Raw genomic sequence first — 12,922 nt, 5'->3', positions numbered from 1 at the left:
CCGCGCCCCTCACCCTCTGGCACGGGGCGCGAGCATGCCGTCACGCATCGTGACACCCTCGGGTTTGGTTCCCGCCCCGCTAGGCCAGAAGTGCCTGATTGATCACACCTGGGGCCCCCGGAGGCGGTTCACGGAAAGGCGTCGATAGGATGCTGGCGGCCGGTGGACCGTACCCGGCCGGGCTGACCGACACCGAAGCCGGCCGAGCCCCCAATCGCTTCCGGAGGGTTTTTCCGTGCCGGCTGGAACGCTGTACCGCGGCCGGGAAGGCATGTGGAGCTGGGTGGCTCATCGAGTCACCGGCGTCCTCATCTTCTTCTTCCTGTTCGCCCACGTCCTGGACACCGCCCTCGTGCGAGTGTCGCCGGAGTCCTACGACACCGTCATCCAGACGTACAAGACTCCGCTCGTGAACCTGATGGAGTACGGCCTGGTGGCCGCCATCCTGTTCCACGCCCTCAACGGCCTGCGCGTCGTCGCAGTGGACTTCTGGTCCAAGGGCCCGAAGTACCAGAAGCAGATGCTCTGGACCGTCGTCGGCGTCTGGGTCGTCCTGATGGCCGGTTCCTTCTACGGGATCCTCCAGCACACGCTGATCTCCTGGTTCGGGAAGTGAGCCGAGACATGTCCACGGAATACTCCGACGCCATCGTCGTCCCCTCCAAGCAGGCGCACACCGGCAGGGGACTGGGCACCGGCAACCCCGCCGACGCGTTCGTCATCGAGCCTCCGCGCCAGCGGACCAAGAAGACCCCGCGTCGCACCCGCACCAACTTCGAGATGCTGGCCTGGCTCTTCATGCGCCTGTCCGGTGTCGTTCTGGTCGTGCTGATCCTCGGCCACCTGCTGATCATGCTGGTGCTCGACGGCGGCGTCTCCAAGATCGGCTTCGCCTTCGTGGCCGGCCGCTGGGCCTCGCCGTTCTGGCAGGGCTGGGACCTCCTGATGCTCTGGCTCGCCATGCTGCACGGCGCCAACGGCATGCGTCAGGTGATCAACGACTACGCCGAGAAGGACTCGACCCGGCTCTGGCTCAAGGGGCTCATGGGCACCGCCACGGTCTTCACCGTGCTGCTCGGCACCCTGGTGATCTTCACCTTCGACCCCAACATCTGAGCCGCGAGCACCATCGACCATCGGCAGAGGCCAGAGGCGAGTTAACCCCCCATGCAGATTCACCAGTACGACACCGTCATCGTCGGCGCCGGCGGCGCCGGCATGCGAGCGGCCATCGAGTCGACGCAGCGCAGCCGCACCGCCGTCCTGACCAAGCTCTACCCGACCCGGTCCCACACCGGCGCGGCCCAGGGCGGCATGTGCGCCGCCCTCGCCAACGTCGAGGAGGACAACTGGGAGTGGCACACCTTCGACACGGTCAAGGGCGGTGACTACCTGGTCGACCAGGACGCCGCCGAGATCATGTGCAAGGAGGCCATCGACGCCGTCCTCGACCTGGAGAAGATGGGTCTGCCCTTCTCCCGCACCGAGCAGGGCCGGATCGACCAGCGCCGCTTCGGCGGTCACTCCCGCAACCACGGCGAGGCCCCGGTCCGCCGCTCGTGCTACGCGGCCGACCGCACCGGCCACATGATCCTCCAGACGCTGTTCCAGAACTGCGTCAAGCACGGCGTCGAGTTCTTCAACGAGTTCTACGTCCTCGACCTGCTGATCAGCGAGGGCAAGACCTCCGGCGTCGTCGCGTACGAGCTGGCCACCGGCGAGATCCACGTCTTCCAGGCCAAGTCGGTCGTCTTCGCCTCCGGCGGCACCGGCAAGTTCTTCAAGGTCTCCTCCAACGCCCACACCCTCACCGGTGACGGCCAGGCCCTGGTCTACCGCCGCGGCCTGCCGCTGGAGGACATGGAGTTCTTCCAGTTCCACCCGACGGGCATCTGGCGCATGGGCATCCTGCTCACCGAGGGCGCCCGCGGCGAGGGCGGCATCCTGCGCAACAAGGACGGCGAGCGCTTCATGGAGCGCTACGCCCCCGTCATGAAGGACCTCGCGTCCCGTGACGTCTGCTCCCGCGCGATCTACACCGAGATCCGCGAAGGCCGCGGCTGCGGTCCGGACGGCGACCACGTCTACCTGGACCTGACCCACCTGCCGCCGGAGCAGCTGGACGCCAAGCTGCCGGACATCACCGAGTTCGCGCGCACCTACCTCGGCATCGAGCCCTACACGGACCCGATCCCGATCCAGCCCACCGCGCACTACGCCATGGGCGGCATCCCGACCAACGTCGAGGGTGAGGTCCTGCGCAACAACACCGACGTCGTCCCCGGCCTGTACGCGGCCGGCGAGGTCGCCTGCGTGTCCGTGCACGGCGCCAACCGCCTGGGCACCAACTCGCTGCTGGACATCAACGTGTTCGGCCGTCGCGCGGGCATCGCCGCCGCCGACTACGCCAACGCCAACGAGTTCGTCGAGCTGCCCGAGGACCCGGCCGAGAAGGTCCAGGCCCTGGTCGACGGCCTGCGCGAGAGCACCGGCACCGAGTCCGTGGCGCAGATCCGCAAGGAACTGCAGGAGACCATGGACGCCAACGCGATGGTGTACCGCACCGGCGCCACCCTGAAGCAGGCGGTCGAGGACATCGCCGCGCTGAAGGAGCGCTACAAGAACGTCTCCATCCAGGACAAGGGCTTCCGGTACAACACGGACCTGCTGGAGGCCGTCGAGCTGGGCAACCTGCTCGACCTGGCCGAGGTGCTGGCCGTCTCCGCGCTGGCCCGCGAGGAGTCCCGCGGCGGCCACTACCGCGAGGACTTCCCGACCCGTGACGACGTGAAGTTCATGCAGCACACCATGGCGTACCAGGAGGTTGCCGCCGACGGCACCACCTCCATCCGCCTCGACTACAAGCCGGTCGTCACGACCCGCTACCAGCCGATGGAGCGTAAGTACTGATGAGCACTCCGACCGTGGAGAAGCACTCGGCCGCTCTGGACGCGGTCGAAGCCGGTGCCGTCCAGCCGATCACCGTCACCTTCCGGATCCGCCGGTTCAACCCGGAGGAGCACCCGGACCCGGTGTGGGTGGACTACCAGCTGACGATGGACCCGAAGGAGCGCGTCCTGGACGCGCTCAACAAGATCAAGTGGGAGCAGGACGGCACCCTCACCTACCGCCGCTCCTGCGCGCACGGCATCTGCGGCTCCGACGCCATGCGGATCAACGGCCGCAACCGGCTGGCGTGCAAGACCCTGATCAAGGACGTCGACCCGGAGAAGCCGATCACGATCGAGGCCATCAAGGGCCTGACGGTCCTCAAGGACCTGGTCGTGGACATGGACCCGTTCTTCCAGGCGTACAAGGACGTCATGCCGTTCCTCATCACCAAGGGGAACGAGCCGACCCGGGAGCGCCTGCAGTCCGCCGAGGACCGCGAGCGCTTCGACGACACCACCAAGTGCATCCTGTGCGCCGCGTGCACGTCGTCCTGCCCGGTGTTCTGGAACGACGGCCAGTACTTCGGCCCGGCCGCCATCGTCAACGCGCACCGCTTCATCTTCGACTCGCGCGACGAGGGCGGCGAGCAGCGCCTGGAGATCCTCAACGACCGTGAGGGCGTGTGGCGCTGCCGCACCACCTTCAACTGCTCCGAGGCCTGCCCGCGTGGCATCGAGGTCACCAAGGCGATCCAGGAAGTGAAGCGGGCGCTGGTCACCCGCCGCTTCTGATCCCCGCCCGACACCGCGAAGGCCCCCGCCCGATCCTCCGATCGGGCGGGGGCCTTCGCCCGTTTCAGCGCAGGGCGCCGACGTCGGTCGGATCGCTCCAGCCGGAGAAGTACAGCAGGTGCCGGTCGGCGGTCTCGGCCCACAGGTCCGGACGGCCGTCCGCGTTCAGGTCGCCCGAGCTGCCGAGCGTCGGGTAGGCGGCGGTGGTGAAGCCGGTGGCGACGACGTTCGCCTTCGGGTCGGCGAGCGAGGAGAAGTCGCGGCTGCCGTCGGTCTGCTTCGGGATCGGATACGCGTGCAGCTCACCGGTGGCCCGGTCGCGCGCCCAGAGGGCGAGGTCGCCGACGGAGTCGGGGCCCGGGGCGACCAGGTCGTAACCGGCCCACGAACCGTTGTCGGTGAGCTGCCGGGCGGTGGACAGACGGTAGGAGAAGCCCGGTTTGGCGAACAGCCAGAGGTTGCCGTCCTCGACGGTCAGCAGTGACGAGACCGTCCTGCCGTCCAGCGAGCCGATCAGCGCCAGCTGGTCGGCCTTGCCCCAGTCGGAGGCGAAGGTCGTGGGGCAGGCGGTGGCGGCACCCGCGGCATTCTGGCAGTTGGTCGGCCGGCCCACCGACGTCTGACTCCGGGTGAACGAGAGGTAGTCCTGGTTGCTGTAGAAGTACAGGGCGGTCGATCCGTTCGCGTGGATCAGAAGGTCGTCCATCGGCGCGTGCGCGCTGGAGTCCCAACCGCGGTGCGGGAGTTGGTACCCGGCCCAGGACGTCCTGTCCGGCGACCAGTTGGCACGGATCGTGGCGGACGGCACGGTGCTGCCCGAGCCCGTGCTGATGATCTGCAGGTTGCCGGCGGAGTCGGGCAGCAGGACGTCCGGAACACCGTCCCCGTCGACGTCTCCGGGAACCCTCGGCGGGTTCGGGTTCGAGGGGGCGGAGAAGGTGTAGCTGCCGTAGCTGACGTTGCCGGCCTTGTCGATCACCTGGAGGTTGAGGATGTTGGTGCCCCAGTCCAGGACACGCACACCGACGGTCGCCGTGCCGTCGGCCGCCGGCTTGACCGCGTCGGACGAGTCGCAGCCGCCGACGCCCAGCGTGCGGAAGCCGTACCGGATGCAGGCGACGCCGGACGCCTGGCCGCCGGCCGGCGCCGGGTCGAGCCCCGTGAGGACGAAGGTGCCGGTCTGGCCCGCGTACTTGGTGGCGGGGCCGCTCGCCGGGAAGTCGGTCGAGGAGGCCGTGACGGTCGGGCTCGTGGTGTCCACGGTGAAGCGGCAGTCCGCCGACGGGGCGGAGGCCTGGGTGTCCTGGAGGGCCCAGGCGTGCCAGGCGTAGCTGTGCCCGTCCAGCAGACCGGGGGCGTTGACGCTCGCCCACTGTCCGTAGGCCCGGGCCTCGCCGGTGTACACCGGGTCCTGGGCGCCCGTGGTCTCGTCCCGGACGCTGAACCGGGCACTGGTGCCGGTGACGTTCGCGACGAGCTTCGGACCGTACATGGTCCGTCCGCTCCAGAGCGGGACGGTGGTCGAGTCGCAGGCGCTGGTGACGTAGTCACCGCCCTGTTCCGTCCCGAGGACGGTCGGTGCCGTGTCGGCCACGGCCGCCGACGGCACGGTGAGCAGGCCCGCGGCCACGGTCACCGCGACCAGCCCCCCGAGCCTGCGTGAACGCGTGTGCTTCTTCAAGGAATCCCCACCCTCTGTCGGCAGATCTGTTCGAGACGTGCACGAGCGGTGAGGATCCTGCCAGTGGGGGCCGACAGTGGCAACGGGGATTCTCAGTCGGTGGCCGGGGTGCGGCGGGTGGTGGCGCGAAGGCCGCGCACGCCGATGGTGCCGACGGCGATGCCGAGGGCGAAGGAGGTGACGGCGAGGAGCAGGTGGACCCAGAAGAAGGCGGTGGGCTGGGAGTGGTCCCCGTTGGTGAAGGCCTGGCCGCCGGAGTCCTTCCAGAGGTTCTTCACGAAGGTCGTCCAGATGATGATCGACCAGACCCCGAAGGCGGTCAGGAACCAGGAGGTGCGGCGGCTGAGCTTCATGGGGGTCCTCGGCGTGTGAAGGCGGTGTGCTTCCCCAGTATGCGCGGGCCGCCGATCGGCGTAGGGCGGGCCCCTCCTGCGGTGGACGGGCCCCGGGGGGAGGGCGCCGGGAACCGTGAGTGGGTACGGTCTGCTGGTGCCCACACCCCGTCTCACGTTCGCGCGCCTGTGCGCCGCGGTCACCGCGGCCCTGCCGGTACTGCTCGCCGCCCCGGCGGGCGCGGCCCCGCAGCAGCCGCCCCCGTCGGTCGCGATCGGCGGCGAGCGGCTCGGGCTCCCGGGGGTGCAGGTCGCCCCGATGGCTGGCGCTCCGCCGCTGCCCTCCGACCTCACCGGCCAGTCCTGGATAGTCTCCGACGCGGCGTCGGGGGAGGTGCTGGCGGCCAGCAATCCGCATCTGCGGCTGCCCCCGGCGAGCACTCTGAAGATCCTCTTCGCGGACACCGTGCTGCCCAAGTTCGACCGCAACGCGGTGCACCGGGTGGCCGACGAGGAGATCCAGGGGATCGGCCCCGGCAGCAGCCTGGTCGGCATCAAGGAGAACCTGGACTACCGGGTCGAGGACCTGTGGCGCGGGGTCTTCCTGAGCTCCGGCAACGACGCGGTGCACGTCCTGGCGCACATGAACGGCGGGGTGCAGCAGACCGTCGCCGAGATGCAGACGCGCGCCGACACGCTCCAGGCCCGGGACACCAGGGTGATCTCCCCGGACGGCTACGACATGGACGGCCAGGTGTCCTCGGCCTACGACCTGTCGCTGTTCGCCCGGGCCGGTCTGCGCAACGCGGACTTCCGGATGTACTGCGCGACCCGGGACGCGATGTTCCCGGGTGCCGTCGACCGGAACACCGGCCAGCGCGGCAGCTTCGGGATCGCCAACACCGACCGGCTGCTGGGCAAGTACCCGGGCCTGATCGGCGTGAAGAACGGCACCACCACCAACGCCGGCTCGACCTTCGTCGGCGCCGCCGAACGCGGCGGCCGCACCCTGCTGGTGACGGTGATGCACCCGTCGAGCTACCAGAAGGTGTACGACGAGACGGCCGCGCTGCTGGACTGGGGCTTCGCCGCGGCCGGCAAGGTCCAGCCGGTCGGCCGGCTGGTCGACGAGCTCCCGCCCGGCGGCGCCGAGCCGACCGGCCAGGCCGGCGGCGGTGACGGCACGCCCGCGCCGCCGCCGCACCCCGCCGAACCGGCGGCCGCGGCGCCCACCGCGGCGGGCGGGGGCGGCCGGTTCGGCGTCGTCGGCTGGTCGGCCGTGGTGCTCGCCGGTGTCGCGCTCGGGTACGGCGCGCTGGTGCTGCGGCGCCGCTCCGCCGGCTGATCCGCCGACGAGGCCGAACCGGCTGATCCGGCAGCTGAACTCCGGCCCGCGGCAGGGCCCGGCCTCAGTCCTGGGGCCGGGCTTTCCCCTTTCCCTTTCCCTCCGTCTTCTCCTTCTTCCGGGCCCGGGCGGCCTGCTCCGCGGCGTCCGCCCGGGCCGCCGCCTCCGCCTTGTCGGCCGCTTCCAGCAGCGTCCGCCCGTGCGCCCTGGTCCGCTCCCGGGCGGCCTGCGGGTCGGCCGTCGCCGTCCAGGCCACGCAGTACATCAGCAGCCGGGAGACGAAGTTGATCCAGAGCAGCAGCGCGACCGGCGTGGCGAACGCCCCGTAGAGGCTCCGTCCGGCGATCGAGCCCAGGTAGGAGGCGAGCAGGATCTTCAGCAGCTCGAAGCCGACGGAGCCGATCAGCGCGCCCTGCACGAGGTCCCGGCGGCGCTGGTCGGTGATGCCGGGGAAGGGCGCCAGCAGGTAGGCGAAGAGCAGCATGTCGCACGCTATGGCGATCAGCACGCCGACGGCGGTGAGCAGGTACCCGCTGTTGAGGCCGATCGCGTCGGCGATCCGGCCGGCCAGCGTGGTCCCGGTGGCGGAGGCGGCCAGTGAGAACAGCGAGACCAGGCCGAGGCCGCCCAGCACCGCCACGTCCCAGGCCTTGCGCAGCACCGGGTTGCCCTCCTCCTGGGGCAGTTGCCACAGGTCCCGGATCGAGGTGCGCATGGTGTCCACCCAGCCGAGGCCGGAGATCAGCAGCAGCGCCCCGCCGACCAGCCCGACGGTGCCCGCGTTGGACACCAGGGCCGGCAGGTTGAGCGCGTCCGAGAGCCCCGGCAGCTGGTCGGAGATGTGCTTCTGCAGCTCGTGCACCCGGTCGTCGCTGAGCGCCGCGGCGGCGATCGCCAGGCCCACCGTGAGCAGCGGGAAGAGGGCGAGGAAGCCGAAGAAGGTGACGGCGCCGGCCAGCCGGTTGCCCCGGGCGGCGGAGAAGTACTCGTACACCCGGTACGGGCGGCTGCGCAGCACCCGGGCCACGAGCGGGCCGAGGACCGGCAGACGGGTCAGGAAGTCCACCCACCGGTTATACCGGCCCTGTCCCCCGAATGGGCGTCAGGCCCCGGGTGGGTGTCCCGTGGGTTTCGGCGGACCCGGCGAGGACCGGCAGGACGCCCCGCGGCTACCGCTTGACGAGTCGACGGGCCTTGGCGAGGGCGCGGACGGCCTGGTAGGCCCCGTAGCGGCCGTGGCTGAGCAGTTCGGTGCGCACGCCGTCCACGCCGGCCGGCGGCCGGTAGCCGGCCGGCCGCAGCCGGGCGCAGTGCCCGGCGGCCCGGCGGAAGTACTCGCGGCGGTCGCCGGGCGGGACCCGGCCGGGCTTGGAGACCACGGTGTTGAGGTGGTGCAGCATCCGGCCGTAGACGACCGGGCGCCAGCGCTCCAGGTCGGGGCGGCGGTCGAGGAAGGCGAAGACCAGGTCGTACTGGGCGAACACGTCGAAGTGCTTGCGGCTGGCGGTGGCCAGGATGTTGCCGCCCTCCTGGCGCTGGCGGTAGTGCACGCCGACCTGGTCGAGCAGGGTGATCCGGGCGGCGGCGAGCAGCGCCGGGTACGTCCAGGGGGTGTCCTCGTAGTAGCCGGCCGGGAAGACCAGCCGCTGTTCGGCGATGAAGCCGCGGCGGTAGGCCTTGTTCCAGACGACCTGGAGCAGGTCGAGCAGGTCGGGGCGGGCGTCGAGGTCGAAGACGTCCGGGGAGGCGGCGCCGAAGACGTGGGCGGAGGCGGCCCGGGTGATCCGGCCGTCGGCGTAGGTGCGGGCGTAGTCGTAAACCAGGATGTCCGGGTCACCCGTGGCGGTGAGCCGCTCGTCGATGCCCTTCAGCAATCCGGGGGTGAGTGTGTCGTCGCTGTCGAGGAAGATCACGTAGTCCCCGGTGGCGACCTCCAGGCCGGCGTTGCGGGCCCGGCCGAGGCCGACGTTCTCCGGCAGGTGCAGCACCCGGACCCTGGCGTCGGCGGCCGCGGCCTCGTCCAGCAGGGCGCCGCAGCCGTCCGGGGAGCGGTCGTCCACGGCGATCAGTTCGAAGTCCGGGCCGTCCTGGCCGAGTACCGAATCGAGGCATTCGGAGAGGTAGTCCTGGACCTGGTACACGGGGACGATCACGCTGAAACGGGACACGGACCCAGCGTAGTGGTCCCGGGGTGGGCGAGGTCCCCGGAGGTAGGATCGGGGGCGCACGTACGCACCGATCCAAGTGCGGCCAGGCCCCGTACGGGCTGCCACGCTCCTCCAGAGAAAGGCCTGCGTAGCCGATGGCTCCCCGCCTCTCCATCGTCGTCCCGATCTACAACGTCGAGCGCTACCTCGTCGAATGCCTCGACTCGATCGCCGCCCAGACCTTCACGGACTTCGAGTGCGTCATGGTCGACGACGGTTCGAAGGACGGCAGCGCGGCGCTCGCCGAGGCGTACGCGGCCGAGGACTCCCGGTTCCGGCTGGTCCGGCAGGTGAACAAGGGACTCGGCGCGGCCCGCAACACCGGCATCCGGCACATCGACCCGGACTCCGAGTTCCTGTGCTTCGTGGACAGCGACGACTCGATGCCGCCGAGCGCGTACGAGCTGATGATCAACACGCTGGACGAGACCGGCTCGGACTTCTGCACCGGCAACGTGCTGCGCTTCCGCGCCGTGGGCTACTACCAGTCCGGCGGCCACCTGAAGCCGTTCAAGGAGACCAGGCTCAAGACCCACATCACCGAGATCCCGGCGCTGGTCACCGACCGCACCGCGTGGAACAAGGTGTACCGCCGCTCGTTCTTCGACGGCGCCGGCCTGCTCTACCCCGAGGGCATCCTGTACGAGGACGCGCCGGTCAGCGTGCCGCACCACTACCTGGCCAAGAGCGTGGACGTGCTCTCCGAGCCGATCTACCACTGGCGCGAGCGCGAGGTCGGCGAGATGTCGATCACGCAGATGCGCACCAACCCCAAGGGCCTGATCGACCGGGTCGCCTCGGTCGAGCTGGTGCGCGCCTGGCTGATGAAGCAGACCGAGCCGCGCTTCGCCGAGTACCTGCGCTCCTACGACGAGAACACCCTCGTCGAGGAGATCCCGATGTTCTTCTCGTCCCTGGTGGAGGGGGACAAGGACTACCGGGACGCCTACCTCCAGCACGTCGGCCGGCTGCTCCGGGCGATCGGCTCCGACCACGTCGGCCGGCTGCGCGCGCCGGTGCGGCTGAAGTACCACCTGACCCTGTCGGGCCGGATGGACGAGCTGGTCGACCAGATCACGTACGAGCGCGAGAGCGGCGGCGGTGTCCAGGCCCGCGGCCTGCTGCGCCCGTACGCCGACTACCCGTTCCTGCGCGGCGGGCGCAAGAGCGTGCCGGCCGGGGTGCTCAAGCTGGACAACTCGCTGGTCATCCGCAGCCGGCTGTACCGGAGCGTCTGGGAGGACGGGAAGCTGCGGCTGACCGGGCACGCCTACCCGGAGCAGCTGGGCGCGGCCGGCAAGCACGACATGGTCCGCACCCTGGTGCTGCGCGAGGCCAAGGGCCGCCGGGTCATCGCGGTGCCGATGAGGACGACGTACAGCCCCGAGGCCACCGCGAGCTGCCAGCACGACCTGTACAGCTGCGACTGGTCCGGCTTCAACGTGGCCATCGACCCGAAGAGGCTCAGGCACCGCGGCCAGTGGAAGGACGGCAACTGGCGCGTCCTGGTGGCCGGCGCCGGCAAGGGCGGGGTCTACAAGGGCCGGATCTCGGCCGGGTGGAGCGACAGCGCGCAGTTCCTCCCGTCGCACTGGGTCGAGCCGGACGTGCGGATCGTGCCGTGGATCCGGGACAACTTCGTCTACCTCCGGGTGGAGACGGTCAAGGCCCGGGTGACCGGCCTGGCCGCGCACGGCGACCGGCTGGAGGTCTCGGGCGCGGCCCGCTCCGGCCCGAGCTTCGCCGGGGCGCGGCTGCGGCTCACCCACGCCGAGTCGGACCGCCACGTGACGTTCCCGCTGGAGCTGGGCGCTCCGGTCGGCTCGCTCCAGCCGTTCACCGCGCTCGCCCCGGTCGCCGAGCTGACCGCCGTCCGCGAGGCCTGGGCCGAGCTGGACCCGGTGGCCGCCGAGCGCAGCCGCGACCACTGGGACGGCTCCCTGCTGCTGGCCGACGGCAGCACCGTCCCGCTGGCCTGGGACGACCGCAACGCGCCCGAGCGGCTGCACCTGGCGCTGAACCCGCAGGCCCCGGTGGCCGAGCGCCGGGCGCTCTACTCCAAGCCCTCCCCCAACGGGCACCTCCAGTTCACCGACCAGGTGCTCCAGCCGCTGGTGGACGACGTGTCCTCGCGCGGCGCCGACGGCTTCCTGCTGAGCGGCTCGTTCCCGCTGCCCGGCGCGCACCGCTGGGAACTGGTGGTCCGTCACAAGTGGCGCGAGGAGGAGCACGCCTACCCGGTGGAGATCTCCGACGGCCGGTTCCGCACCGCGCTGCCCGCCGTGCCGACCGCCTCCTTCGCCGGCCGGGTGCCGCTCTCCCGGGGCACCTGGCACGTCGTCTTCCGCCCGGTCGGCGTGCAGGTGCCCGAACTGCCGGACGCCGCCGCGCTGGTCACCCCGGACTGCTTCGACGTCCTGCCGGTCGTGGTGGAGTCCCGCGGCAAGCGGATACTGCTGGAGCGTCGCGACCACGACGGCCTGTCGCTGGAATCGGACTCGGTGCTGCTGCCCGAGGAGCGGGCCGGTTTCCGCCAGCGCCAGCTGCAGAGCGTGGACTACCCGGCCGCCCGACGGCTGCCGGTGCGCGACACGGTGGTGTACCACACCGGCAAGTACGGCACGTACTCCGGCTCGCCCCGGGCCGTCCACGAGGAACTGGTCCGCCGCGGCCTGCCGCTGGAGCACCTGTGGGGCAACGACGACATGCAGGCCGAGCTGCCGCAGAGCGCGACCGCGCTGCGGTACCGCAGCCCGGAGTGGTACGAGGCGCTGGCCACCGCCAAGTACGTGGTGGCCAGCACCCACCTGCCCGACTTCTTCGTCCGCCGTCCCGACCAGGTGGTCGTCCAGACCTGGCACGGCACCCCGCTGAAGCAGATCGGCTTCGACTTCGAGAAGGTCTGGTTCACCGACTCCAAGTACCTCAAGAGCCTGGCCCGGGAGGTCCCGAACTGGAGCCTGCTGGTGGCCGGCAACCGCTGGTCGGCCCCGGTGCTGCGGCGCGCCTTCGACTTCAAGGGCGAGATCCTGGAGAGCGGCTCGCCCCGGAACGACCTGCTGTTCGCCTCCGACCGGGAGAAGACCGCCGAGCAGGTCCGGGAGCGGCTCGGCCTGCCCGAGGGCAAGAAGGTCGTGCTCTACGCGCCGACCTGGCGCGAGGACCGGCGCCGGCCGCAGGACGGCTACCAGATCGACCTGCGGATCGACCTGGCGGCGGCGAGGGCCGCGCTCGGCGACGACCAGGTGCTGCTGGTGCGCCGGCACCACCTGATGTGCGGCCAGATCCCGGGCGCCGGCAACGGCTACATCTGGGACGTCGGCAGCTACCCCGACATGGCGGAGCTGCTGCTGATCGCCGACGTGCTGGTGACCGACTACTCGGCGAGCGTGTTCGACTTCGCGGCGACCGGCAAGCCGATCGTGTTCTTCACCTACGACCTGGAGCACTACCGGGACAACCTGCGCGGCTTCAGCCTGAACTTCGAGGCCGAGGCGCCCGGCCCGATGCCGGCCACCTCCGAGGAGCTCGTCTCCGTGCTCGGCCGGGTGGACGGGATCACGGCCGAGTACGCGGACCGGGCCACCGCGTTCCGCGAGGCGTACTGCGACCTGGACGACGGCAAGGCCGCCGCCCGGGTGGTCGACGCGATGCTCCGCAAGGAGTAGCCGGGG

At 70.8% G+C, this 12,922-nt stretch carries 10 protein-coding genes; 6 read left to right on the top strand and 4 right to left on the bottom strand.

The genetic code is table 11. The features are described from left to right. The first annotated feature begins 235 nt into the window (after nt 1-235). From sdhC to ACGFSC_RS03865, 4 genes are read left to right on the top strand one after another with little or no spacing between them, the layout of a single operon-like run. On the top strand, nt 236-616 hold the full coding sequence (gene sdhC / locus ACGFSC_RS03880) for a succinate dehydrogenase, cytochrome b556 subunit (protein WP_033332398.1): 381 nt from the start codon (nt 236-238) through the stop codon (nt 614-616). Between the two features lie 8 nt (nt 617-624). Further along, a complete protein-coding gene (gene sdhD, locus ACGFSC_RS03875; RefSeq protein ID WP_359911559.1) occupies nt 625-1,116 on the top strand; it encodes a succinate dehydrogenase, hydrophobic membrane anchor protein in 492 nt (163 codons plus the stop codon). A 51-nt stretch (nt 1,117-1,167) separates the two neighbouring features. Continuing rightward, nucleotides 1,168-2,910 carry a succinate dehydrogenase flavoprotein subunit gene (gene sdhA, locus ACGFSC_RS03870; RefSeq protein ID WP_359911562.1) on the top strand — a complete coding sequence of 581 codons (1,743 nt, stop codon included), beginning with the start codon at nt 1,168-1,170 and terminating at the stop codon, nt 2,908-2,910. Further along, nucleotides 2,910-3,683: a succinate dehydrogenase iron-sulfur subunit gene (locus tag ACGFSC_RS03865; protein WP_359911565.1), complete on the top strand. Its 774-nt coding sequence runs from the start codon at nt 2,910-2,912 to the stop codon at nt 3,681-3,683. Before sdhA ends, ACGFSC_RS03865 begins: the two co-directional genes overlap by 1 nt. 64 nt (nt 3,684-3,747) lie before the next feature. Here the strand turns inward: ACGFSC_RS03865 and ACGFSC_RS03860 are convergent, their stop codons facing one another. Further along, a complete protein-coding gene (locus tag ACGFSC_RS03860; protein WP_359911568.1) occupies nt 3,748-5,364 on the bottom strand; it encodes a hypothetical protein in 1,617 nt (538 codons plus the stop codon). A gap of 92 nt (nt 5,365-5,456) precedes the next feature. Then, nucleotides 5,457-5,717: an SCO4848 family membrane protein gene (locus tag ACGFSC_RS03855; protein WP_359911571.1), complete on the bottom strand. Its 261-nt coding sequence runs from the start codon at nt 5,715-5,717 to the stop codon at nt 5,457-5,459. A 136-nt stretch (nt 5,718-5,853) separates the two neighbouring features. On the opposite strand from ACGFSC_RS03855, the gene ACGFSC_RS03850 reads away from it, so the two are divergent. After that, entirely contained in the window at nt 5,854-7,041 is a 1,188-nt protein-coding gene (locus ACGFSC_RS03850; RefSeq protein WP_392862337.1) for a D-alanyl-D-alanine carboxypeptidase family protein, read from the top strand. A 64-nt stretch (nt 7,042-7,105) separates the two neighbouring features. Here ACGFSC_RS03850 and ACGFSC_RS03845 read toward each other — a convergent pair whose 3' ends face one another. After that, on the bottom strand, nt 7,106-8,107 hold the full coding sequence (locus tag ACGFSC_RS03845; RefSeq protein WP_359911574.1) for a YhjD/YihY/BrkB family envelope integrity protein: 1,002 nt from the start codon (nt 8,105-8,107) through the stop codon (nt 7,106-7,108). 103 nt (nt 8,108-8,210) lie between these two features. Next, nucleotides 8,211-9,209 (bottom strand): glycosyltransferase family 2 protein, encoded by a 999-nt coding sequence (locus tag ACGFSC_RS03840; RefSeq protein ID WP_359911576.1) that lies wholly within the window; start codon nt 9,207-9,209, stop codon nt 8,211-8,213. A gap of 134 nt (nt 9,210-9,343) precedes the next feature. On the opposite strand from ACGFSC_RS03840, the gene ACGFSC_RS03835 reads away from it, so the two are divergent. Next, a complete protein-coding gene (locus tag ACGFSC_RS03835; protein ID WP_359911579.1) occupies nt 9,344-12,916 on the top strand; it encodes a bifunctional glycosyltransferase family 2 protein/CDP-glycerol:glycerophosphate glycerophosphotransferase in 3,573 nt (1,190 codons plus the stop codon). Nucleotides 12,917-12,922 lie beyond the last annotated feature (6 nt).

The sequence above is a fragment of the Kitasatospora sp. NPDC048715 genome (assembly GCF_043198905.1).
Classification (GTDB): domain Bacteria; phylum Actinomycetota; class Actinomycetes; order Streptomycetales; family Streptomycetaceae; genus Kitasatospora; species Kitasatospora lactacystinica.
This window is presented reverse-complemented; position numbering and strand designations above follow the sequence as displayed.

Coding starts and splice junctions, on each gene's coding strand:
- sdhD (WP_359911559.1), top strand. CDS start 625: ATGTCCACGGAATACTCCGACGCCATCGTCGTCCCCTCCAAGCAGGCG.
- sdhA (WP_359911562.1), top strand. CDS start 1,168: ATGCAGATTCACCAGTACGACACCGTCATCGTCGGCGCCGGCGGCGCC.
- ACGFSC_RS03865 (WP_359911565.1), top strand. CDS start 2,910: ATGAGCACTCCGACCGTGGAGAAGCACTCGGCCGCTCTGGACGCGGTC.
- ACGFSC_RS03855 (WP_359911571.1), bottom strand. CDS start 5,717: ATGAAGCTCAGCCGCCGCACCTCCTGGTTCCTGACCGCCTTCGGGGTC.
- ACGFSC_RS03835 (WP_359911579.1), top strand. CDS start 9,344: ATGGCTCCCCGCCTCTCCATCGTCGTCCCGATCTACAACGTCGAGCGC.